General features: G+C 45.0%; 12 protein-coding genes. 5 read left to right on the forward strand and 7 right to left on the reverse strand.

Annotation, left to right across the window (positions count from 1 at the left end):
• Window positions 1-14 precede the first annotated feature (14 nt).
• The 3 genes from BacF7301_RS04820 to BacF7301_RS04830 all read left to right on the forward strand — a co-directional run bounded on the left by BacF7301_RS04820 (window position 15) and on the right by BacF7301_RS04830 (window position 8,551).
• Window positions 15-2,825: a M60 family metallopeptidase gene (locus BacF7301_RS04820; protein WP_167960732.1), complete on the forward strand. Its 2,811-nt coding sequence runs from the start codon at window positions 15-17 to the stop codon at window positions 2,823-2,825.
• A 95-nt stretch (window positions 2,826-2,920) separates the two neighbouring features.
• The gene (locus tag BacF7301_RS04825; RefSeq protein WP_167960733.1) at window positions 2,921-4,471 is read left to right on the forward strand and encodes a sulfatase-like hydrolase/transferase; all 1,551 of its coding nucleotides are present in this window, start codon (window positions 2,921-2,923) and stop codon (window positions 4,469-4,471) included.
• A gap of 237 nt (window positions 4,472-4,708) precedes the next feature.
• The gene (locus BacF7301_RS04830) at window positions 4,709-8,551 is read left to right on the forward strand and encodes a TIM-barrel domain-containing protein (protein ID WP_167960735.1); all 3,843 of its coding nucleotides are present in this window, start codon (window positions 4,709-4,711) and stop codon (window positions 8,549-8,551) included.
• Window positions 8,552-8,703: 152 nt separating this feature from the next.
• Here the strand turns inward: BacF7301_RS04830 and BacF7301_RS04835 are convergent, their stop codons facing one another.
• Window positions 8,704-11,490 carry a triple tyrosine motif-containing protein gene (locus BacF7301_RS04835; RefSeq protein WP_167960737.1) on the reverse strand — a complete coding sequence of 929 codons (2,787 nt, stop codon included), beginning with the start codon at window positions 11,488-11,490 and terminating at the stop codon, window positions 8,704-8,706.
• Between the two features lie 186 nt (window positions 11,491-11,676).
• Between BacF7301_RS04835 and BacF7301_RS04840 the strand changes: the two genes are divergently transcribed.
• Entirely contained in the window at window positions 11,677-12,183 is a 507-nt protein-coding gene (locus BacF7301_RS04840) for a GNAT family N-acetyltransferase (RefSeq protein WP_167960739.1), read from the forward strand.
• Window positions 12,184-12,256: 73 nt separating this feature from the next.
• Here the strand turns inward: BacF7301_RS04840 and BacF7301_RS04845 are convergent, their stop codons facing one another.
• From BacF7301_RS04845 to BacF7301_RS04865, 5 genes are all read right to left on the reverse strand, one after another.
• Entirely contained in the window at window positions 12,257-13,468 is a 1,212-nt protein-coding gene (locus tag BacF7301_RS04845; protein ID WP_167960741.1) for a BACON domain-containing protein, read from the reverse strand.
• Between the two features lie 102 nt (window positions 13,469-13,570).
• Window positions 13,571-15,265 (reverse strand): GH35 family beta-galactosidase, encoded by a 1,695-nt coding sequence (locus tag BacF7301_RS04850; protein WP_167967106.1) that lies wholly within the window; start codon window positions 15,263-15,265, stop codon window positions 13,571-13,573.
• 8 nt (window positions 15,266-15,273) lie between these two features.
• Complete coding sequence (locus BacF7301_RS04855) at window positions 15,274-16,893, reverse strand: glucoamylase family protein (RefSeq protein ID WP_245208350.1); 1,620 nt, start codon at window positions 16,891-16,893, stop codon at window positions 15,274-15,276.
• Between the two features lie 34 nt (window positions 16,894-16,927).
• Complete coding sequence (locus tag BacF7301_RS04860; RefSeq protein ID WP_167960745.1) at window positions 16,928-18,409, reverse strand: RagB/SusD family nutrient uptake outer membrane protein; 1,482 nt, start codon at window positions 18,407-18,409, stop codon at window positions 16,928-16,930.
• Window positions 18,410-18,424: 15 nt separating this feature from the next.
• Complete coding sequence (locus BacF7301_RS04865; protein WP_167960747.1) at window positions 18,425-21,466, reverse strand: SusC/RagA family TonB-linked outer membrane protein; 3,042 nt, start codon at window positions 21,464-21,466, stop codon at window positions 18,425-18,427.
• 713 nt (window positions 21,467-22,179) lie between these two features.
• Between BacF7301_RS04865 and BacF7301_RS04870 the strand changes: the two genes are divergently transcribed.
• A complete protein-coding gene (locus BacF7301_RS04870; RefSeq protein ID WP_167960748.1) occupies window positions 22,180-22,365 on the forward strand; it encodes a hypothetical protein in 186 nt (61 codons plus the stop codon).
• Here the strand turns inward: BacF7301_RS04870 and BacF7301_RS04875 are convergent.
• Window positions 22,344-26,315: a hybrid sensor histidine kinase/response regulator transcription factor gene (locus BacF7301_RS04875; RefSeq protein ID WP_167960750.1), complete on the reverse strand. Its 3,972-nt coding sequence runs from the start codon at window positions 26,313-26,315 to the stop codon at window positions 22,344-22,346. The genes BacF7301_RS04870 and BacF7301_RS04875 overlap by 22 nt on opposite strands.
• Between the last annotated feature and the right edge of the window lie 127 nt (window positions 26,316-26,442).

Consider the following 26,442-nt stretch of genomic DNA (forward strand, 5'->3'; position numbering starts at 1 on the left):
AAAATGAAAAGAGTATGAAGAATTATTTTTTGTATGTATTCATATCCCTGTTTCTGTTTTCTTTGTCGTCCTGCAAGGATGACGATGATGTAATCCCTGTGTTGGAACTAAGTTCGGGAAATGCAGACTTTCATAAAGAAGCAGGTTCTGTTGTTATTGATGTAAAATCACTTCCGGCAGACTGGACAGCTTCTGTAGATGCGGAAGGAGAACAGTGGTGTAAGGCTGAACCTGTTAATTCCAGTGCAGGAGTGAAGATAAGCGTGTCGAGTAATCCAAATAAGACTGTCCGTAGCACTTCGGTGATTATCAATAATGGAAAGTTGGATAAGAAAATCCTCGTACGTCAGTTAGGTACTGATACTGATATTCTGGTATCTCCTTCTTCTTTTACTTTAACTCCGGTAGGTGGAACAGTCGCTTTTGCTGTTACTACCAACCTGACGGAAGCGGAACTGGATGTCACTTACCCTTCCTGGATAAAGAAAGGAGCAGACACACGTGCTGGAACGATTGAAATACCTTATCAATTTACGGTGGGTGCTTATGACGGAAGTAGCGCGCGGACAGAAAAGATAGTGATAAAGGATAAAAAGTCTGATGTTTCGGCAGAAGTCACAGTCACTCAGAATGGATTGGACGGATATACATCCGGTGATACTGAGGGAATTGCGGATGATGTTCAGTTGGAAGTAGTCAGAGGGGAAGCATCTACGGCACATGGCGGTGAAGGGATTGAAAAATCTTTTGATAGTGATATGGGTACTATCTATCATTCCAATTATCCTTTTGCAGAAGGAGTGACAAGCCATTATCCGGTGACGTTGACTTACTATTTCAAGGAAAATACGGAAGCACTCGATTACCTTACCTATTACCCGCGCACAAGCGGTTCGAACGGAAATTTCGGTGAGGTGGAAATTCAGGTATCGACCGAAGAACATCCGGCTTTTGAAAGTGTGACAAATGAAACCGATTTTGATTTCGGCTCAAAAGGTGCGGTAGTGTCTTTCTCCTTTAGTAACACAATACAGAAGCCGAAAGCAGTCCGCCTGATTATTAAATCCGGTGTGAACGGGCATGCTTCCTGCGCCGAAATGAAATTCTTTGCCAGGAATCCCGAAGGGTTCGATCCATTGACCCTTTTCACAGATGTAACTTGTTCCAAATTGCGCTCTGATATTACAGAAGAAACGATTAAGTCTTGTGCTTATCCGTTCTTCAAGAATATAGCTTATTATATGCTGAAAGATAAATATCCGGCTGACTTCCGTATTGCGGATTTCAAACCTTATCAGCATCCGGATATACAGGCTGCCATCAATAAGACAAGCGCTTATAGCTTGTTGGATAATCCTACGGGTATCTTTGTGAAAGCGGGCGAAACACTGATTGTAATGGTAGGCGAAACGCACGGGCAACATTTGAGCCTAAGAATACAGGACATGGATGCCCCTAATGCCGACGGTTTTAACAGCAGCGTTTCTTATAGCTTGCGCACGGGCATAAACAAAATTGTTTCGGAGAAGAAAGGGTTGATTTATGTGATGTATCATGTGAATGGTAATCCGGCAGATTATGACGAGATAAAGATACACTTCGCGTCAGGGAGTGTCAACGGATACTTCGATGTGGCAAAGCATACCCGTGAACAGTGGGGCACCTTACTGAACGGAGCTGTCGACGGCTATTTTGATGTCGTAGGGAAATACGCCCATCTCACTTTTCCTGTCAGCAAACTGAAAAGTACATCCAATGGAAAAGATTTGATTGACCTTTTTGATGATATTGTATATAAGGAACAAATATTCCTGGGCTTGAGAAAATACAACAATAACGGCGGCACCGGTACGGATACCGATAACCGTATGTTCAGAAACCGTATGTATTTTAATGTCATGTACGGACAGGGAGATTATATGTATTCCACTTCTTACCATACGGCCTATCATCTTTCGACGATGGACAATTTGTGCAGTGTAGACCAAATGAAGACTAACAACTGGGGCCCCGCCCATGAAGTAGGACATAGCAATCAGACTCGTCCGGGACTGAAATGGTTCGGAATGACTGAAGTAACAAACAATATTTGTTCAATGTACATTCAGAAGTTATATGGAATTAATTCCCGTCTGCTGACTACAACGCCAAATAGTGCTTACAGTAATTACTACGAGCATGCCATGACTTTGGCATTTGGTAATAATGATATTTTCCATGCAAAACTGGGAGACGTATTCGATAAATTAGTACCTTTCTGGCAGTTGGAGTTATATATGGAATATGTGTTAGGAAAACCGGATTTTTATAAGGATGTATATGAATATATACGTGTCAATCAAGACTTGCCTACTGATGGTGAACGTCAGATAGAATTCGCTTATAATTGCAGTAAGGCGGCAGGACTGGATTTGACGGATTTCTTTGTAAAATGGGGATTCCTGAAAGCCGGTTCGTATGAATTCAACGACTCTTATGGCGATGGAAAAGTGATAGTGACGGAAGCACAGGTAAGTGCTCTTAAAACTAAAATCCGCAATTTGGGATATTCCGCTCCGCAGCATAAATTAGAATATATCTGCGATAGCAACTTAGAGGCCTATGTAAATAATGCAGCCGTAGTTGCCGGAACAGCTACCCGCTCCGGTTTCAAACTGTCGATGTCAGGTTGGCGGAATGTAGCTGTTTACGAGGTTAGCGATCATACAGGAAAAGTAATATTTGTATCACCGCAATCTTCATTTACCGTGAGCACTACATTGCCCGAAGGCTTTAAGGTGAATGCCGTTGCAGCGAACGGAACCAAAACGCAAGTGTCATTTTAGATTCATAAAATATGAATAAAAAATGTCTTTCGTATAGGGATATCGGGATTTGATGTGTATTTATAATAAATGATTAAATTCTAATTAAATAAGACATGAGAAACTTAGATTATGTATTTTATACATTAGCAGGTATTTCTTCGATACCTACCACCCTGTTGGCCGGACAGGCGCAACCGGAGAAAAATCCGGTTGACAAGCAGCAACCGAACATTATTATGATTGTAGCCGATGACCTCGGATATGGTGACTTGAGTTGCTACGGTGCTCACCGCATCTCTACACCGGGTATGGACCGTATAGCGAATGAGGGAATCCGCTTTACACAGGGATTCTGTACGGCAGCCACTTCCACCCCCAGCCGCTATTCCGTTATGACCGGACTATATCCGTGGACGAATACGGAAGCAAAAATCCTTCCGGGCAATGCGGCACTGATTATCGATACGAAAAAGATAACCTTGCCTAAACTGATGCAGCAGGCAGGCTATGCTACCGGTTCAGTAGGGAAATGGCATATCGGACTGGGAGACGGCAATGTGGACTGGAATAAAGATGTTCATCCCGGAGCAGCCGAAATCGGATATGATTATTCGTTTATCCAAGCAGCTACCAACGACCGCGTTCCCTGTGTTTTCCTCGAAAACGGACGTGTAGTAGGATTGGATCCTAATGATCCGCTTTATGTGGATTACCGTAAGAACTTCCCCGGTGAACCCACCGGAAAGAATAACCCTGAATTGCTTCGGATGCATCCGAGTGTAGGGCATGCCGGTTCGATAGTAAATGGTGTTCCCCGTATCGGATTCCAAAAAGGCGGTAAGGCGGCACAATGGAAAGACGAAGAAATGGCGGAATTATTCCTGGATAAAGCCAAGCAGTTTGTCAACGACCATAAAAATGCTCCTTTCTTTCTCTATTACGGACTACACCAGCCACACGTGCCCCGTGTTCCGAATGAACGTTTTGTCGGTAAATCGGGTATGGGACCTCGTGGAGACGTAATCCTTGAAGCTGACTGGTGCGTGACCGAATTCCTCAATGAACTGGACAAACTGGGATTGGCAGAAAATACAATCGTAATATTGACTAGTGACAACGGTCCGGTGCTGGATGACGGATATAAGGATGATGCAGTAGAGTTGGTAGGCGACCATAAGATAGCAGGTCCGCTTCGCGGCGGAAAAACAAGTATGTTTGATGGCGGTACACGCATTCCTTTCATGCTTCGTTGGCCGGCAGCAGTGAAACCGCAGGTATCCGATGTCTTTGTATGCCAGATGGATTTGCTTGCTTCTTTTGCTTCTTTGTTGGGACAAACTTATTCGGATAAACTGGATAGCGAGAATACATTGGATGCTTTCTTGGGAAAGAGCAAGAAAGGACGCGAGGAACTCGTTATCGAAGGTATGTTCAATTATGCATACCGTCAGGGCGATTGGGCATTGATTCCGCCTTATTATAATCCGTATAGCAAGGAAGATGGTGAGTTTATCGGTTTGGGGTATGGATATAAGCTCTATAACTTGAAGAAGGATATCGGGCAACAAGAAAATTTGGCAGATAAATATCCGAAGAAACTGGGTGAAATGATTAATCGTTTCGAATATCTGAAATCGACTACAAATAAAGTGACTCGTTACTAACTTCTTGATGCGACAAATGATGAACAGCAGCATTAAAATTCCATTCTGGTGGAATTAATGTTGCTGTTCTTGTATTCTCCTATTGTTTCCCCATTATTACCCTTGAATAGTGAAAAAAAGCAATAAGAACAAAGAATAGTTAAAAAACGGTTATAAAATTAGGGTAACAGGTGATTTACGTGTATTTATCATTGTATTACGACAAGCATCTTATGTCTAATTCTAAATAAATAAAGCATGAAAAACAGTCATTCTCTTTCTTCGCGGTATCTCAAGTTCATCGCATTACTAGTATTGTTATTACATCCCATTTCATTTCTTTCCATACAAGCATCCGAAACTTCAGGAATCCTTCGGGCGGAAAGGGTAAATCCGACTACAGTCGATGTGCTGTTTACAAATAATCAGCGGATGACTATCGACTTCTACGGAGAGAACATCTTCCGTATCTTTCAGGATAACTCAGGAGGTATCATTCGTGACCCCGAAGCGAAACCTGAAGCACAAATACTTGTCGACCAGCCACGCCGCAAGGTGTCCGCTCTTACACTGAACGAAAAGGACGGCCGTATCATCCTGACTACCGGAAAGGTACGGGTTGAACTCGACAAACAGACATCCCTGATGAAAGTCTTTAACCTCGAAACAAACGTATGTGTCATCGAACAGACTGCCCCGGTGGTATTCAGTCCGAAAGAAGTGACCGTCACCCTGAAAGAACAGCCGGACGAATATTTCTACGGCGGCGGTGTACAGAACGGACGCTTCTCCCACAAGGGCAAAGTGATTGCCATCGAAAACCAGAATAGCTGGACAGATGGCGGAGTCGCTTCCCCCACCCCTTTCTACTGGTCAACAAAAGGCTATGGAATGATGTGGTACACCTTCAAGAAAGGCCAATATGACTTTGGCGCAACAGAAAAAAACGTAGTGAAACTATCCCATAATTCTTCTTACCTTGATTTATTTTACATGGTCAACGACGGAGCCGTTGCCCTGTTGAACGATTTTTATCAACTGACGGGTAATCCCGTCCTATTGCCCAAATTCGGTTTCTACGAAGGGCACCTCAACGCCTACAACCGCGACTATTGGAAAGAGGATGAGAAAGGAATCCTCTTCGAAGACGGAAAACGTTATAAAGAAAGCCAGAAAGACAATGGCGGTATCAAAGAATCCCTGAACGGTGAAAAAAACAACTACCAATTCTCGGCACGCGCCGTTATCGACCGCTACAAGAACCATGACATGCCCCTCGGCTGGCTGCTGCCCAACGATGGCTATGGTGCCGGCTACGGACAGACGGAAACGCTGGACGGCAACATCGCCAACCTGAAAAGCCTGGGTGATTATGCCCGTAAGAACGGAGTGGAAATCGGACTTTGGACACAGTCCGACCTGCATCCGAAAGAAGGTGTAAGTGCTTTATTACAACGCGACATCGTGAAGGAAGTGCGCGACGCAGGCGTACGTGTGCTGAAAACCGACGTAGCCTGGGTAGGAGCCGGATACTCCTTCGGACTGAACGGTGTGGCTGATGTAGGACGCATTATGCCTTATTACGGCAATGACGCCCGTCCTTTCATCATCTCGCTCGACGGCTGGGCAGGCACGCAACGTTATGCCGGAATCTGGTCGGGCGACCAGACAGGCGGCGTATGGGAATATATCCGTTTCCACATACCTACTTATATCGGTTCCGGTCTTTCCGGACAGCCCAATATCTGTTCCGATATGGACGGAATATTCGGCGGCAAAAATGAAACAGTCAATATTCGTGATTTCCAATGGAAGACATTTTCCCCCATGCAGTTGAATATGGATGGCTGGGGCGCCAATGAGAAGTACCCCCATGCTTTAGGCGAACCGGCTACATCCATCAACCGAATGTACCTGAAGCTGAAATCCGAATTAATCCCCTACACATATAGCTTTGCCAAGGAAGCGGTGGACGGAATGCCGCTAATCCGCGCCATGTTCCTTGACTACCCCAATGCGTACACTTACGGTCCTGCCACGCAGTACCAGTTCATGTACGGTACGGACTTCCTCGTGGCTCCCATCTATCAGAATACCAAAGCCGACGAGAAAGGCAATGACATCCGTGACGGCATCTACCTGCCCGAAGGAACCTGGATTGACTACTTTACCGGTGAGAAGTATGAGGGAAACCGCATCCTCAACAACTTCGACACTCCTATCTGGAAATTGCCCGTATTCGTGAAAAACGGCTCTATCATCCCGATGACCCACCCCCACAACAATGTCAGCGAGATAGACCCGTCCCTGCGCATCTATGAGCTTTACCCGAACCGCCATACCGCTACCGTTGAGTATGACGATGACGGCGTGACGGAAGCTTACCGACAGGAGAAATCCGTATCTACCCTGATTGAATCCGACGTGAATGCCAAAAAGAATACACTGACGATTACCATTCATCCGGCAGCCGGCAACTTCGACGGCTTCGTGAAAGATAAAAAGACGGAATTGCGCATCAACGTCACCGAAAAGCCGAAGAAACTGTCAGCCAAGATAAACGGCAAAACCGTGAAACTGACAGAAGTGAACACAGCCGATGACTTCCTGAAAGGTGAAAACGTCTTCTGGTACGAAGAAACTCCGAACTTGAATAAGTTTGCCACAAAAGGCAGCGAATTCGAGAAAGTGACCATCACGAAGAATCCGCAAGTACGTGTAAGGCTGGCTGATACTGACATCACCGCCCATCAGACCACGGTAAACGTGGAAGGCTTCCGTTTTGAGCCCGCCGACCGTTATCGTGTAAGCACCGGTACTCTGACAGCTCCGCAGAATGCGCAGGTAACCGAAGAAAACCGGGAAGCATACACCTTGAAACCAACCTGGGACAAGGTATCCAATGCCGACTTCTATGAAATCGAGTTTGGCGGAATGCTCTACACGACTATCCGTAACACTTATCTTCTGTTCGAAAGTCTGGAAGCCGAGACTCCTTATTCTTTCAAAGTGCGTGCAGTCAACAAGGACGGTGCTTCCGACTGGTCTGAAATCCAGGTAACTACGAAAGCGAACCCGCTGGAATTTGCCATCCATGATATTGAAGGTGAATCTACCGCTCCTTCACAGGGAGGATTCGGTGTCAACCGTTTGTTCGACTTTGCCGAGTCTGGTGACAACTGGCATACAAAATACCGTGCTAACGCTATCCCATTGGATTTGACCATCGACCTTAAGACCGTTAACCAGCTTGACAAGTTCCACTACCTGCCACGCACCGATGCCGGAAACGGTACGATACTGAAAGGTTCCGTATCTTACAGCATGGACAAGGAACACTGGACGGAAGCCGGAGCATTCGACTGGAAACGGAATGGTGAAGTGAAAGTGTTTGAATTTGCCAACCGTCCTGCGGCACGCTATATCAAACTCAACATAACGGCAGGTGTAGGCAACTATGCTTCCGGTCGTGAGCTCTATGTGTTTAAAGTTCCGGGAACAGCCAGCTACCTGCAGGGAGACATCAACAACGACGGTAAGATTGACCGCAACGACCTGACTTCCTATATGAACTATACCGGTTTGCGCCGTGGAGATTCGGACTATGAGGGATATATCAGCAAAGGTGATATAAACATGAATGACCTGATAGACGCTTATGATATATCCGTAGTGGCCACCCAGCTTGAAGGCGGTGTCGGCAGAAAGGATACGCTCAAAGTATCGGGTTCTTTGTCAATCAGCACCCCGAAACGTCTGTATCAGAAGGATGAAATCGTTGAAATCCATGTAAAGGGCAATGACTTGAAAGCAGTAAATGCGCTCAGCTTCGCCTTGCCTTACGACCAGAATGACTATGAGTTCGTAGGCGTGGAACCCCTGAATATGAAAGCCATGGAAAACTTTACTAACGACCGCTTGCATACCAGTGGCGTGAAATCGCTCTATCCTACGTTTGTTAACTTGGGCAAACAGGAATCATTGAATGGTTCGGAAGAACTGTTTATTCTGAAATTGAAAGCGAAACGTAAAGTGAAGTTTGAATTGACTTTAAAAGACGGAATATTGGTTGATAAGGAATTGAGGATGCATCAGTTCTAATGATTGATGCACCATACCATTCCTGAATAATTCATTCTATTTTTCTTGTAAAATGGTTAGGGAAGCAAATAGTAGAATACGGAGATGATACTCCGAATCTACTATTTGCTTTGTTTTTTATCCTTTATTGTTTTCAGATATTCCTATTTGAATCAGATACTCAGTATGTAAGAACTCAGGCTGCTGTTTGCGTCCAGATTCAACTTCTGTTTAAGCCTGTATTTCTTCAGTTCAACCGAACGGAGCGCAATGCCCATAATGACAGAAATCTCTTTTGTAGATAAGTTAGCCCTTAACAGGCAGCAGAATTTCAGTTCGGAAGCCGAGAGAGAAGGGTGTGTCTTCTGCACGCGTAGCATAAATTCATAGTGAACTTCCACGAAATAGTTTTCAAACGACAGGAACTTGTCTTTTTCCGTAGCTCCTTCCTGAATAATCTTCATGAGCCGTTGATAGAGTTTGTTAGGATAACGGTCTCCCAATTCCTTCTTTTGTGTTTCAACTTCTTCCGCAATCGTATCCAGCAATTCCTGTTTCTGGGTAAGGAAACGCATACGGTTTTTAAGCTCACTTTCCTGGTTCCTTACTTTCTCCTGCAATTGTTCGTAGGCCTGTTTCTGCAATTCTTCCGTATGCTTTCTCTGTTCTTTCCGGTATTTCCGGAGAAGAATCCTGCGTTTCCGTTCATTGATAAATGTCACTATTCCTACGGTAATTGTTATTAGTATCAGAATATAGAATATAATCATCCATGTCCGCTTGTAGAGAGGGGGAGAAACCAGTATAGGAACCATTAAAGTATTTTGGTTACTGTCTTTGATTTCGAGCCGGTAGCTGCCGGAAGGCAGATTCGTGAAATGAATAGTACCCGAAGTCTGCCACGTACTCCAGTCATTGGCAACGCCGGGAAGACGATAAGCTATGGAAGTGGCATGAGTATCCAAGCCGGTAGTAACTTGGACAGTAATATTGGTTGCTGTATTGGGTAGTTCGATTTCCTGCTGATGAAAATCTGCATAGGAAGTGGCATTGCCGTTATCGGTGAAACAGAATGTCTCTATCCGCAGGGGATACGGGTCTGCTGCACAACGGCCTACCATTTTGCTGTTAATAACGACAGTACCTTCACAGGTAGAGACGAATGTAATCGAATCGTTTATTGATTTCAGATTATAATGCTTGTCGTAAAGCATCAGTTCGTTATCGACGAAAGGCCAGTGCATTATCAACCGGGCTGATAAGTCGGATATATGATACAGGAACAATTCTTCATCCGTGGCAACCCAGATATCATTCTTATAGGCGGATTTTATGGATTGCAGCTTGTTAAGATACAGTATTTCTCTGCTTATTTGTTCTTGTTTCCTGAAACTCTTGCCGGTGATGTCGAACATATAAATCCCTTTGGGTGTTGCAAACAGGATTTTATCTTCCACTTTGAACAGGCTGATTCTGTTGTAGTTGGCATATCCGTCTATTTCGGAGAAGTTTTCGAAATCTGTTATCTGATTCAGGTTTTTGTCGATGCGCAGGCGGAAGATTCCCTTTTCCGGGTGGATAGCCCATACGGTATGAAGATTTTCGGGCATGATGCTGGCGTAATCTTCGGTATCCAGAAGTAAGGAACGGTATCTCCAAGTGTTATCCTTATATTCGAGCAGTGCAATTCCGGAATAAGAACGCAGGAAAATATATTCATCCCCGCGGTCGGCTATATATTCGAACTGCCTGACACCGTTTATGTTGCAGAACGGTTCGAAGTGGGGCTGCCCGGCTTTCATCTTGAATAACTGGGTGGTAGTGCCGCACAATAACTCATTCTTCAGGTTGTAGAACTGAAGGGGATACATCGAAGTCTGTATCTTTTTGCCGTCTTCTTCGTATATATAAGTACCTTGGTTGGAAGCGATATAAGTCTTTCCGTTGAAAGATGCCGCATCGAAGAAAGTGCCTATGTCAGTATTTGTTTTCCATAGATAAGTTGCCGGTTCGAGGATAACCGATGATATTCCGTTGTCAAGCGAGAGCCAAAGGAAGTTCTCGGCGGCGAAACACAAACCATGAATATTGAGGTCTTGCAGTTGCGAAGAATGATAATGCGTCTGTTGCCCGTTTTTCAGGTTAATCAGAAACAAGCCGTCGCCTATGGTTCCGACAGCAAGTAATTCGTCTTTCCAAATACTTCCGCAGTCTATCCGGACGGGGATATGATTGGCATTTTCCAACTGGAGTAGCGGGGTTACGGTATTACCTTTCAGTGTATATATCTTCCCGCTGGTCTGCCCGATAATATATTCATCATCGGCAATCCGAAACATGAATTTAGTTTCTCCATTCAGGAAGATTGTATCCTCGCAGAAGCTTTCCAGCTTATTGTCGCGAATTTGCATGAGAGCACCGCCGCACTTCTGCGTAAACAGTTTGTCACCTGCCGGATAGAGAGAAACACAACAGTCGTTTTTCACCAGATAACCCATATCCTTGCCGTCATACCAGATAATATTGCCGAAAGAATGGAAATATACTTTGCCTTCCGTTTCGGCTATACTCCAAAAAGTCTCCCCTTTGATTCCAAGCTTATTTACCAGAGACAGAAGAGATGTATAGTTGATTTTTCCGTTCGCATCATATTGCCAGTAGCCGATGTTGTTGTCGCCTGCTGTGTAAATCCGGTTCCCGATACAGCAGACCGCACGTACGGTACTTCGCTCGCCCGGTTCGAGAAGTGCCCAGTCATTGCCGTTATATCTCAGTAGTCCGTTGTTATTGCTGCTGTAAAGAACCTGTTCGGGAGAAACCGTAATGCCCCAGTTCTGAATCCCGCCTTTGTAGTTTTTATAATTATAGTTGGTGATTTGCACAGGCGTCTGTGCTGTGCCCGGCGAGAGACAGGCAAAAGATAATAGAGTGTATAGCCAGAAAATCCAATTGTATCTCATCAGTATTATATTAGCAAGGAGTGTACCACAAAGATAAAGAGAAAAATCAAAGATGCAATAAGCCGTTTCTTTTCTTCTTTTTCTTCCGGAAAAATAAATCAACTCCTCTTCCGGTTCCGGATTAATTTTGTAGTTTTACGGACGTATCAGGAAAAAGAGGGTATAATCATAAAATGTAATCATAATATGGAATGTAAAATACGTTGTTGGCGGATAGAGGATGCAGAAGATATTGCAGAGACACTGAATAATAAGAATATACTGGATAACCTGCGGGATGGCATCCCCTTTCCATATACAGTGCATGATGCAAAGGAGTTTATACAGGCAATGAATGCCGCCGATTCGGAAAGTACGTTCTCATTTGCAATAACTGTCGATGATAAGGCAATAGGGAGCATAGGTGCCTTCCGTCAGAGCAACATACATTCGAGAACTGCCGAAGTGGGATATTACATTGCAGAGCCTTATTGGGGGCAAGGTATCGGTACAAGTGCTGTGAAACAATTATGCGAATATGTCTTTCAAAATACGGATATAATCCGACTGTTTGCCGAACCTTTTGCACATAATGCCTCTTCTTGCCGCATCCTTGAGAAATGCGGGTTTGAGTTAGAGGGGACATTGAGGAAGAATGCGGTAAAAAATGGTGTTGTGATGGATATGAAGATGTATTCAATTCTGAAAGAATGAATCCCGGATTCATCATCTAAAAGATATATGCCGGACTATAAAGAACCAACCCGGCATATATGCTAATACACAATTACATTGTTACCTGAAAAGTTTTATAGGTGCTGCTTGTACCATTCCAAAGCCCGTCTGTTCCTGCATAGGCATAAGTTCCTTCGTCTATTCTGAAACGGAAAGTATAATAATATGTTCCTGGAGTCGAGATTTCGGGAGTTTTGCCTTGATAATAGTGATTGTTTCCCCATTGTCCGTTCCAATGGCAAGAATGCCATGTCCAACCGGCTCCCGACGGGTCAGAATTTGTTGTGGAGTAACCGATTTCACAAGTCACATGTTTGTTGGCAGTGCCTGTTCCCAAGTCGGTTAATCCTTCGATGAATACCTGTGCGCCCGTTTCAAACTGTTCTCCTTGTAGGATAGGATTCTTGGCTGTCCAGTCACCGAGTATTGCCCAACTGATGGATAGTTGGCTGTAATCTTCGATGCTTGCGTATTCCTCTTGTTCTTCCTCTTCTTCTTTCACTTCAAACTTTCCGTTGATGTTTACTTCTCCATCCCAAAGTCCGTCTGTTCCTGCATATTTGTAAGGGCCCGAACCATTGCGGAAACGGAAATTATAAAAGTAAGTGCCGGCAGGAAGGTTTTCGATACGTCCCTGGTAATAGAAGTCATTGCCCCAATCGGCATTGAACGGGCATGAAATCCATGTCCAACCTTCACCCGACGGGTCGGTGTCAGCGAGCGAATAGCCGATGTCGCAGGTGATATCCTCTCCCGTCTCGCTATCCACAGCATTGGTGATGCCATCGGCAAATACTTTGGAACCGGCTTCGAAATACTCTCCCGGTTTGATAAGATAAGAAGCTGCCCATTGTAGATTTGCCCATGTGATAGGAAACTCTTCATCCGGTCTTTCTCCTTCATCCTGAATACTTTGCTTGACGGTCAGGGTGATTACCTCTTCGTCTTGCAGGAAAAAAGTGACATGTCCTTCGCGGGGCTGACCTGTTGCATTGTCGGAGACAGTGACAGCTACATTCGCTATGAAACTCTCATTTATTCCGGGATAGTTGTCGGGGCTTATGGTAATCCAGTATTCGGAAGCAACAGCACTCCAGCGACGGGTGGCGTCCACTTTGACGGCAAGAGTGCTTCTATATCCGGTGAATGACAGTTCATTCTTATTGATAGTCAGAGATGCCGGGGCTATCTCTTCGGAATCTTTACAACTCCAAATGAATAGAGTCATGCAAAGAGAGATAAATATACAATATATGTGTTTCATACTGTTTAATTATTGGTTGTTGATTTTATACTTATTCATATATGAATAGGTCTGACCTATTTTATATCTGATTTTACTTATTCATATATGAATAAGCTGGTTTTATCGTAGATAGGTTGTCACACGATATATACCCGGACTCCAGACTGCCTGATAGGAAGTAGGTGAGTAAACAAATATCTCGTCGCTGTGGTCGGCATTGTAGTTGTTACTCTTTTCCGATGTAAACGTACGACGTCCTTTGGCAATCAGTACAGCGTTGTGGTAAGTCTCGTCGCCGTTGAGCAAACGGGTGGCTTTCCACTCACCGTCCGTATCGTAACCGCCTTCCCATACTTGCTTGATATAGCCCGTTTTCTTTTTGTCGGTAGAAGTGAAATAAACCTTGAAGTTGATTCCGGCAACGACGAACTCATTCTTTTCAGTCCGGATAATCAATCCATAAGCATCTTCAGCATCGTATTTGATACATAGTTGATAATCTCCCATCGTCACTGTACGTTCCGACTCACCCGGCATTTTCATTACGCCAATCATGCGGTTGCTGCCTTGGTGTTCGGTAATAAGCGGCATCAGTTCATCCAGCACTTTATAGGATTGCGCGAAGGTGAAATTATCCGCACCGTCTTCGATACCGAAAGGTGAATAACAAAGTGCACTATGTTCGCCGAATGCCCAGAAAGCATTAGCCGGTTTCATCACAGCTTCGGGAATCAATAACGGATTATCAGCACGGTGGTAGTCTGCCACAATATTCTTGAAGTCGGACAGATAAATATCCGGAGCAAGCACATTAATATGCGGTGCGGCTGCTTTCCAGATGTCCATTACACGGGATACCGGCCCGCCGTTGGGATAAACTCCCGGCATGTCATCAGGCTTTTGCACCAGCCAGCAGTTACAGAAGGTAGGCAGCGGATAAATCTCTTTCGCACCGGCAGCGACAAAATCAATGTAAGTGGCATACTGCCAAGTGGTGTAGAAACTCTTGCTCCAGGCATTGTCTCCGAAGACCGTTTTCCATGTACCGGAAGTTTTGGCTCCATTCTCCTTCCATACGGAAAGCAGTTCCTTACGCAGGTTCTTGCGGTTTTTCTTCATATATTGGATAAGTGCCTGAGGAACTTCCTGCCCATATGCCGTAAGTGAGGCTTTTGTGTAGTCCATATCCTGAAAGATACCCACCTCGTTTTCCGGTTGCAGGGCGATGACCGTTCCCGTTGCCTGATCCATTTTTTTGATGTGTTCCACCAATATTCTGAATGCTTTGGCGTCTGCTTTCATGGTATTTTCGCAGAAAGGGGAAAGCGTTTCGATTTCCTTTCCTTCCACATTCTTCACGCGGAAAAAACGCTTGGTATCCTCTTTCACCCAAGTGGGGGCATAGCTTGATTCTCCGTTCTTCCAACTGCCGAACCACAGGACAGACAGTTTGAATCCGTTCTTCCGGGCTCCATCTATCATATTATCTATCAATGTATAATCATATATACCTTCTTGCGGTTCAAACTGTTCCCAGGCGATAGGGGCGAGAACCGTGTTCAGGTTCAGTGTTTTCAAGGGAGCCCATAGGCTGTTCAGATACTCGGTCGTTGAGGCCGAAGAGTTGTGCAGTTCGCCTGCCAGCATGATGAAAGGTTTGCCGTTCACTATCAGTTGCCAGCTTCCGTTTTCGTTCTTGACCAGTTTGGACGGAACTTCGGTATTCATTGAAGCTTGCATTGGGGGGCGAGCATTCATCATTGAAGTTCCTGTTAGTAGAATCAAGCACAGTATAGTAGTCAATAATTTCTTCATCATTGTTTTTATCTTAAAGTTACGGGAATAGAATAAGACTGGTTTGCACCGTCGGTCACTGTGAGCGTGTATTTCTTCCCTCTTAGGATGGAGTTGTCGAAGAAAGAAATGATATTGGTGCCTGCTGCCAGTTCGATATTAGTGCGGTAAATCTCTTCGTTTTTCATATTCGTCAGTACGAGCAGTCCGTTGCCCGAAGCCTTGGTATAGAAGTCTATTTCATACTTTTCACGGTCGGGGTGACGCATCATGTCATATACATGGGTTGCGGTGTTGACGGTTGCCAGATAAAATCCCGGGGTATATTCGGGAGTCGTCCTGATTTCTGCCAGTTGGAGACCTTTCTGCACATACTCGTTTTTCATCAGCAGTTTCCAGATAAGCCCCGTGCGGTAGTTTTCCATCATGATAGCCATCGGTGCGTGCTCCATTGCCAGGTATTCCGTTCCTACGGATTTGTCGGAAGGGCAGTAGGATATGTTAAGCCCGTAGGTACCGTTCAGCTTCGGGTAATTTCTTATCAGGTTCATCAATACTTGTGTAGAGTAGAACGGGGTATATGGAAAAGCGCTGATTGCTGCCGTAGGTGCAATGATACCGTCATCTTTGAATGGTTCGCGCGATTTGTATTCGGGATTTTTACCGCAACCGCCGCAGGCAGTCAGCCCCCAGTCGGATTCCGAATATTTATATTCTTCCGGAGCCTCGTATATGCAGTAATGGCGGTTGACCATTGTATGGCTTACGTTCTGTGTCCAGTAGTAGGTATATTTGTCTTCCATGGCTCTGGGGTCCAGTCCGAGGAAAGAATATTGGGACAGGAAAAGTGCGTTGCCATATTCAGTGCCCAATGGCATCAGGTAACCATACGTTTTTCTGCCGGGAGTGGCAAAGTTGCGGCCTTGCCAGCAATTCTTGTAGATATCTGTCGATACTTTATGCTTGTCCGGTGCCGCCATGGCCAATATATATACCAATAGAGTTTCGTTCCAGCCTATCAAGGGCAGTTCGTAGGTATTGGTATCTTTGTGCCATATCCAGTATAAGCGGCCGTTGTTCACGAAATGGTTCCATTCGATGGTCTCCCAAAAATAGTTTGTCGTTTCGCGGATTTCCTTTTCGGCTTCGCTGTTACCGGTGAAATATTCGCAGGCGGTCAATAAGCCGCCCATCATGAAAGCAGTTTCCACAATTTCTCCGGCTTCATTCTGGTTTCCGAAGGGGAGGATTTTGCCGTCGGGTCTGTACCAGTGTGCCCAGGCTCCGGCAAAGCGGTCGGCTGTTTTCAGGAAGCGGACTATCTTTACGATATGGTCGGCGGCATCTTCACGGCTGATCCAGCCACGTTCCACCCCTATCACAAGATTCATGATACCCATTCCTGTGGCACCGGTAGTAAGGGTCGTTTTACTTGTAGACCCGTTGTAAGCCATTCCGGTTGCCGGATTGGCACCTTCATAGAAATAACTGATAACCTTCTGCTGTTGGTCGTTCATGGCAGCTTTCACAATAAGTGGCGAATAGGTGTTGTCGTTGTTCACGGTCGATTCGCCCAATGTCGATTCATCTTCCACACAGTTCCACAATATGAGTGCCGAGAACAAGGCAGCGGTTATATTTAATATCATCTTTGACATATTTATAGTTGTTATTTGATTTCGGTTAATACTTAGGATTTTGTTGCAATTTACCGTTCGACTTGTCAATTTCCGTTTGCGGGAGAGGGAATACCTCGTGTTTGCCGACAACGAAGTTGGTTATCTTGTCTTCGGCAATCCCCCAGCGTACCAGGTCGAAATAACGTTCAAATTCCAACGCCAGTTCGATGCGGCGTTCGTGACGGATTTTCTCTCTTAATTCGTCTTTGTCGGTAGTCTTTATTTCGGGTAATACCGACTGACCGTTACGGGCGCGGGCTCTTACCATTTCAAGTTTCCTCTTTGCTTCATCGAGGTCATTGGTTTCGCAGGCAGCTTCGGCGTGCATCAGTACGATGTCGGCATAACGGATGATGCGGAGATTGCTCCAGTAACCATAACACCAGTCGGCACGTCCGTAGAGCGAACGTTCGCTTTTCCGGCAATAGGCTTTCCTGTTGAAGTATTTGTAGTTGCTTGCCACCACTTCTTCACCATCCACCTTTTCACCGTGTTCCAGTACGGTAGCACCGAAACGCGGGTCGTTACTTTCGTAATCGTTCATCAGGTTCTCGCTGGGTGCATTATGTCCCCAGCCTAAGTTTGGGAATCCGCGTACACCGTTCATCAGGCACCATTGGTTGTTTTCGCCGATAATGGAGATGTTTTGGTCAGGTTTGTAGTCAGCGTTGATTTCCCAGACAGATTCGGGGCCGAATTCGTTCTCTTCCAAAAACATTTCCGCATAAGGAGTAGAGAGGTCATTATCCTCGGAACTGATGATTTGTCCCGTGTAGGTCAGGCAGTTGCCGTAATCCTTTTCATACAGGTAAGTTTTGGCGATGATGGCACGGGCAGCGTTTTGGGTGGCACGTCCGATGTTTCCCGAGCTGACTGCTTCTTTGCGGGTAGGCAGGTCGTTTATCACTCCTATCAGTTCGGGCAGATACTTGTTGCGGATAACGGTTGCACTAAGCTGGTCGGCTATTTCCTCGTCTTTTCCCATTACCCTGTCTACGTAGGGAACCGCACCGAATGCCTGTGTCAGGCGGAAGTACGCTGCTGCACGGATAAAATAGGCTTCGGCTCTGTATTGTCTGGTTTCTGCTGTTACCCCGTTGGCTTCTTCTAAGTCTTTCAACATCTGCAAGGCTTCGTTGGCTTTGGTGATGGCGGTGAATTGAAGAGAGTAGTAGGTATTAAACATACTGTTGGCCGGCGTGAATGACATGGTAGGAAACTGGCTGAAGTCTACACCGCCGTCGCCCGAAGGTCCTCCGGGGTGGGTGTTGTCTGTTGTATGGCATTGCATGGCTGTCACGGGCCAGGTTTGTTGGGCGAATACATTGTAGCCGTCCATTAGCGTAGCGAGGACAAGAAGTTCCTGTGCGGTGCCCATATCATAATTACCTTCATGATATTTCCCCTTCGGTGCATTGTCCAGAAAAGCATCGCTGCAAGAAGTACAGGCGAATAATGCTGCTATTATATAAATGATTCGTTTCATAATCTTGATATTAGTTTAGAAGTTGATGGATAAACCTACTGTGTATACGGATGGTAGCGGATAGGTATCTCCTTGATCCATACCGCCTTGCAAGGCGCTTCCTCCTATTTCGGGGGTATATCCGGAATTATGTTTGAAAGTCAGCAGGTTTTGTCCGCTTACGTAGACACGCAGGCCGGATATACCTAGTTTGCTTATAGCCGATTGTGGCAGAGTATATCCTAACTGTACATTGCGCAGGCGGAGATAAGAACCATTTTCCAGTAGGTTGGTCGAAGAAAGATAGTTATGTCCACGTGATTTGTCCAGAATCGGCTCTTTGTCGGATGTTCCTTCACCGTGCCATCTTTGCAGGCTTTTCTCGTAGAAATTGGTTGTAGTCCATGCTACGGCTTTCTTCAAATCCAGAATCTTATTACCGCTTACGCCATTAAAGTCTACATTCAAATCAAAATTCTTATAGGCGAGCATAAAGCCGAATCCATAGGTAAAAGTCGGCATCGGACTACCGAGATAAGTACGGTCGGCATCTGTTATTTTTTCGTCACCGTTTAAATCCTTGTAACGGATATCTCCCGGTTTCGCTGTCCATGTCATCGGATAATAGTTGTCAATCTCTTCTTGTGTCTGGAAGATTCCATCCTGCACGTAGCCGTAATAGGAGCCGATAGGATGCCCTACGGATGTACGGTGATAATCTCCTGAAATAATGTCCGAATTGTTATCGCCAAGTTTGGTCACTTTATTCTTTAAGGTAGCGCCGTTTACATTGATGCCATAGTCCACATCCCCTATCCGGTCTTTCCATGAAAGGCTGAATTCGAACCCTTTGTTATTGATAGAGCCGGCATTGGTAATGGCATAGCCTGCACCTATCGAAGAAGAAGGTGATACATAAGCCAACAGGTCATCGGTCGTTTTGCTGTAATAACCGAGTTCCATGCCCAGGCGGTTGTTGAAAAGCTGTGCGGAGATACCCACATCAATACCTGTCATGACTTCCCAATGAATGTCCTTGTCGATATCATAACTAAGGGTAGGAATAAACTGCGTCACTCCGTTGATGATGACTTGTTTCCCTTTCGGATTAATGGTCGGGTAGTAGAGATAGTTTCCTATCTTGTCATTTCCCAGTTTCCCCCAACTGACCCTTAACTTGGCAAAGTCCACTACTTTTTTCAATGGTTCCATAAAGGCTTCTTCACTGATTACCCAGCCCAGCCCCACTGACGGGAAGTATCCCCAGCGATGCGAAGGTGAGAACTTGGAAGAACCGTCGGCGCGGAAAGTGGCGGTGAGCAAATAACGGTCTTTATAAGCATAGTTCACACGTGCAAGATAAGAGATAAAAGACTCCTCGTTCCACCAGTCACCTGCGGAAACACGGTTGACGGAGCCCATGCTAAGCATCCAAAGGTCATCGGGTACGATATTCATGCCGTTAGCCAAACTGTCTACTTTGGCGTTGAAGCCTTCACTAATGGCTTTGCGTGCCGTATATCCCACTGTTGCGTCGATACGATGATTGGTTATCATCTTTTTATAATTCAGAAGGAAATCTGCCTGAAAGGTACGCCCCTCATCGCTTTTGCGATAGAAATTGGTGATGTCGTTCTTGTGTGCAGAATGGCTGGTAGAGTTATTCACGTCATAGCGCGGTGTATATTGCTCGCCCCGATAGAGCCCGATATCCATATATCCGGTTGCTTTCAACGTAAAATCCTTCAGGAAGTTCCATTCACCGTAAATGTTGCCGATGATTCGGTAGTCACGATACTTCTCCGTATCCTTGTAAAGCTCCATTTGAGCTACCGGATTGTTCACGTTGGATTGTATATCGGCAGACGGATGATAGAGCGAGCCCAGGTTTTCCGGGTCGTAATCTTCTTCCGGAGCGTATGGTACATAAGTAGGGAGCGCCATGACAGCATTCTGGATTTTGGCAGAAGCTGGTTTGCTATCCATCTGCGAGAGGTTGATATTTCCCCCTGCTTTCAGATTCTTGGTAATATCATAATCCTGTGAGAAACGTACGTTGAAACGTTGGTAAGTATTATATTTCAGTACACCGTCCTGCTTGTAATAACCGACTGATAATAAGGACTTGCTGTTCTTCCCGGATTTGGATACCGTTAGGTTATGATTAGTAATCATCGCTCTTTCTCTTAATACCTTGCTTTGCCAGTCAGTTCCCGTACCCAGCATGTCGGGCACCCACGAAGCGGCGTTCGGGTCTTGGTTCTGTAACATCTCGTTGTAGAGCATGGTGAATTCCGTTGCGTTAGTCAGCTTTACCCGGTCGCGTTTCCAAACGGTTTGTGCACCGAAATAGCCGTCGTAGGTAACTGAGGTTTTGTCTCCTTCGGCACGTTTCGTTGTGATGATAATTACTCCGTTCGCTCCCTGTACCCCGAAGATAGCAAGAGATGAAGGGTCTTTCAGAATTTCCATGCTGGCAATGTCGCTGTTGCTCAAGAACTTGATGTCCGACATCAACATACCGTCCACTACATACAAAGGATTGCTGCTGGCATTCAACGTACCAATACCGCGGATTTTAATATCCGGTTCCGCACCTGCCGATCCGGAATTGGTCACCATCAGTCCCGGTATTTTTCCTTGCAGGGAAGACATTACATTATTGGTAGGCGCATTTTTAAGTTCCTCGCCCGATACGGAGACAATAGCTCCTGTCAAGTCTCTTTTGCGGGCCGTACCATAGCCGGTGACCACCACTTGGTCTAATTGATAATTATCATTCTTCAAGTGGACGATGATTTCGCTTGAACGGCTTTTGTTAGTGATAGGAATAATTTCCGTTTTCATTCCGATAAAACTAACGACGAGTTTGTCTCCGGCTTTTACGCCCGTGAGAGAGAAAGAACCGCTTAGGTCTGTCTGGGTTCCGTTGGTAGTTCCTTCAATAACTACCGCAGCTCCCATTAGCCCCATTCCGGTCTCTTCTTCGAAAACCTTTCCGCTGATTTTGAAATCTTGTGCTTGCGCCAGGCAGGTACAAGATAATAGGAATAGATACAATACTACATGTTTTATCATCTTCTAAGATTTTAAAGTTAATGAATCAGATGTTTCGACACAAAAATAGATTCAGATACCGACAGTTCCTAAAATCCTTCCCCTACAAAGCTTTCAATTCTTGTGTCTACCCTCTGATAACGGCACATCAAATATACATCATATTTCAAATTTGAGATATAAATGTTTGTATATTAACAATTTACATTCTTTTGTAATCTATAATTCCGTAATATACTTTTTAGTGATGAAGAAAACCCAACATGTTCTTTATGAATATATTTCTACCGTATCTATCGTTCAATTTATAGTATATTTTTATTTATCCATCAGGTAGTATTAATGATTTCTTCTATATAAACTAATGACTTCTTCCTATCTGTTAACCGGTTCTTCCGCATATATTCATCAAATGCACTTGAGCAACTGTGTTGTTGCACTTGTGTATCCGGATGGTTGCCCAAGTCTGTCATGGAAGTTGCATAAGTGTAAGCAGATACTGCTTTGGAAGGAACGTTTTTTTGGGGGGGAGAAAGCCCCAAAAGCGGATGTAATATATTAATAGATAGGATATTACAAAGAAAATGCAGTTTTCTTGCGGAAAAAAGCAAAAACATGCGGTTGTTTTTTGTGAACTTCTCTTAAAATAAGGCCTTTTTTAGGTGTAAATGATTGATTATTAGTTCTGTGACATTTTTGTTTTTCCCCGTATAATACTTAAAATAAGAACAAAAATGTGGCAGATAATTTCAAGGTTACAGTTGCTCGATGGTAGTAGCGGAAAGTTCGGTACACCCGGCTACATTGAACGCATCAACATTTCCCGGAATCAATATAATAACAATAAACTGAAAGAAAAATTTGATGATTGTAAAGGGGGAGGGACTTATATTAAAGCCTATCCTCCTTTCTTCACATAGTCTTTCGGCAATATCCCGAACTGTTTCTGAAAGCAACGGGCGAAGTACGAAGGATTATTGAATCCTACAATGTAACAGACTTCATTAATCCGGTACTCCCCTTCCCGCAAAAGTTCTCCCGCAGTTTTGAGCCGAATCAATCGGATATAGTCATTGGGCGGCATTCCGGTCAGTCCTTTCAATTTGCGTTGTAAGTTGGAACGGCTGATAGCCATTTCTTCCGCCATCTTGTCGATGGTAAATTCTTCATTGGTGAAATTGCGGGTAATGATTTCATTGATCGTGTTCAGCCATTTCACGTCTGTTTTGTTCATTAATGTCTGGTCGTATGACATATTCGGAACGGTTGTAAAGTGGTTGAACAGCATGCGCCGGTTTTCAAGCAGATTATTGATAGTGGCTTTCATGTGGCTTAGCGAGAAAGGCTTTTCTATATAAGCGTCCGCGCCATAGTCAAGACCCGCAATTTTTGAATCGATGCTGTCGAGTGCCGAAAGCAGGATAAACGGGATATGACAAAGCATATTGTCGGAACGGATGGACTTTAATAATTCGAATCCGTCCATGTGAGGCATGACGATGTCGCTGATAATAAGATCTACTGTCGTTGTCTCCAGACATTCCAACGCTTCCTTGCCATTGGCGGCTGTATGGATGGTATAGGTATTTCCCAGATTCTTAGCCAGAAACTCCAGCATATCCGTCGTGTCTTCCACTACCAGAAGAGAGTAACCGGCGGGTTCGCTCTCTTCCTCCAGAGCGGGAACCTTGTCGGGCATGGAAGTAATGGAGGGGCTGACAGAGATGCTTTTCTCCAAATACGGAATTTCCACACATACCTCGCATCCTTCCGTATAGCCGGGATTGATATAAACCTTTCCTTTATGCTTTTCCACCAACAATTTGACGAGACTCAATCCGATTCCTACTCCCGAACCGTTGTTTCCTGTGTTTCCCACTTGATAAAACGGTTCGAAAACCTTGCTACATTCCTCTTGTGGAATACCCGGACCGTCGTCGCGTACACACAAGGAGAGCGTACGCCCTTCTGCAGACAGATGTTCGTCCAAAATCACCATAATGCGGGTGCGGGCATATTTCATGGCATTCGTCAGCAGGTTGCTGGCAATTTTAGTCAGCGCCTCCTGGTCTACATTATATTGCAGATGTTCTTTCGGCAGAGAGACACTGAAAGAGATTCCGGTCAGGGAGATGGCACGGAAACGGTCGATGATGTCCTCTATCATCCGGTTGATATCCACTTCATTGAATGAAAGCGTATAACCTTCCTTGTCCACTTTTCGGAAGTCGAGCAATTGTTTGATAAGCTCCATCAGCCGGTTGGTATTCTTTTGTATCACAGACAGGTTGCTTTCCACTTCACTGTTCCATTCATGTGTTTCCAAAATCGCTTCCAGCGGAGCTTTGATAAGACTAACCGGAGTCTTGATTTCATGTGCCACTTGGGTGAAGAATGTAATTTTCGACTGGAACAATTCCTGATTCTTGATTTGTTCCATCTCTTTCATCTTTCTTGCTTTCACAGCCTGCTGTTTACGCAAATAAAGCTGTATCAGGAAATATGCGAGGCCACACGCTATTAGTAAATAGAAAATCTTGGCATAAATGGTCTTCCAGGGTGGAGGAAGAATTTCAATATGCAGGCAACAGTCGTCATTGCTCCAATATTCATCGTTGTTACTGGCTTTCACACGGAAAGTATATTCACCCGGAGGCAGGTTGAGAAAAGATACGTTATGTTTATCCGTATATATCCATTCTTTGTGAATACCGTCCAGTTTGTAGGCATATAAATTCTTGCTGGGAGCCACATAACTAAGACTTTCGAATGCGATGTCGAACGATACCACCTGATAAGGAATCGTTACTTGTCCGCTAAGAGCAGGTATACGCTTGCTAAGGCTTACTTTGTCGTCGGGGCTGTGCATATATACTGCCGAGATAGACGCCGTAGGCCTTACCTTATTAATCGATAATTTGAACGGATAGAAACTATTGAACCCGTTCACCCCACCGAAATAGAATTTCCCGTCACTGGCTTGCAGGGAAGAGCGGAAATTGAACTGGTTGCTTTGCAATCCATCCTCAATGGTATAGAGCTGTGCCCGTTTGTTCTGCGGCTCATACCGGATCAGTCCCCTATTGGAAGAAAGCCAATAGTTACCCGATTGGTCGTCCAGTATGCCATAGATGATATTGTTCGGCAGATTCTCTTTGGTTGAGAAGTTTTCAAAACGATCTTCCTGATAGTGATAACGACAGATGCCACCGCCTTCGGTACAGAACCATAGATGCTGCTTATGATCGATATACACACGGATTACCCAGTTGCTGCAAGGGGAATCAGGGTTCTCCGGGTCGTTGCGATAGTTATGCAATTTACCGGTTTGGCGGTTGTAACGCCAGATACCGTCCCTTTTGCTTGCCAGCCACAAGTCTCCATGTTGGTCTTCAACCATATCGTAGATAAAGATATGGCTTAAAGGTTCCAATGTCCGGAAAGAGTCACTTGCCGGGTCATATCGGCAGAATCCGGAAAGCGTTCCCAGATAAATGCTGCCATCCTTCGTTTGATAGATAGAGTAGATATGGTCGTTAGGAATTGAATGTAGGTTTGCGCGGTTATGGCGATAGTTTTTCATTTTTCCCGTTTGAGTATCCAGGATATATAATCCCCGTGAGAAACTGCCAATCCACAATTTTCCTTCATTGTAGAGCAATGCATGGATATTATGATAACCGATGTTAGGGTTACTGCTTCTCAACAGATGGTTTTTGAACTTCTTCGTGCGGGGATCAAAGAGATTCAGTCCCCCGTCTTCGGTAGCAATCCAGATGTTACCGTCGGGATCTTCGCAGAATTGGCTGATTACATTTCCCGAAAGAGAATTTTCCGTACCATTGGGATAATACCACTCGATATCCTTATGCTTGGGAGACAGGTAACTCACTCCACTGAAATAAGTCCCGATCCAGATTCCCCCTTCCCTATCCTGATAACAGGCATAGATACTTTCTTTATTTTGTCCGTCGTCGGTAGGCAGACATTCTCCTGTCGTGGTGTTGAATGTATAAAGTCCGTCGTCAGAGCCGAGATAGAAAGAGTTGGCCGTCCGTTGAAACAAGGTGCGGATGCGCGGAATGGTAAGCGTGTCCCCTTCTCCGAAGTAATAGCGGAATTGCCCTGTCTCTTTATTGAAACGTGCCAGTCCCCCGTACCATGTACCCGCCCATAATACTCCCTGCGAACTTTCCATCAAAGAGATAATCTCGTTGCAGGCAGGACGTCCGAAAGAAGTGCCCTCGGATATATATCCTGTGAAGTTGTCCGTACGTTGGTTGTATTTCGCCAGCCCATTCCGGGTACCTATCCAGATGGTCCCGAACGAATCGTTATAAATCACCCATATGTGATTATCCGGCAATGAATGAGGATCGGAAAGAGAATGCAGATATTGCCTCAACGTACCTTTTTTCTCGTTGTAGACAAACAGCCCGTTGGTTGTTCCGATCCATAACTGCCCGTCATTGTCGTATGCCATTCCGAAGACGCTGTTGACTGACGCCCCGTCTTCCGTCTGTTTATCGAATACGGAGAACTTCTCTTCCCACGAATCGAATAAATACAGCTTCTCCGTACTGGCCACCCAAATCTGATTGTTATCCTGATGGCGGCAGATCGTTACTATATTCATATAGCTGTTTCCGCCGTTTTCTGACGAATGTCCGTAGTTGGTGAACTCGATGCCGTTGAAACGATTCAGCCCGTCCTGCGTTGCAAACCACATATATCCGATGCTATCCTGAAGGATGCTCCGGACACAGTTGCCCGATAACCCCGATCTAACGTCATATTTCTTGTAGATATTGGCGAAGACCAGAGAAACCGATGCCAGCAGTATACATATAGATAAGATGGATCGTTTCATAGTTTCCTTTCTTTATATCCCCTGTTTGCAGGAGCTATATATCCTGCGTATTGGATCTATATACCCAACACGCAGGGCATATATACCCAACAGATTGGATATATAGCTCCTGTAAACAGGGTAATTA

It is taken from the genome of Bacteroides faecium, from assembly GCF_012113595.1.
Classification (GTDB): Bacteria; Bacteroidota; Bacteroidia; order Bacteroidales; family Bacteroidaceae; genus Bacteroides; species Bacteroides faecium.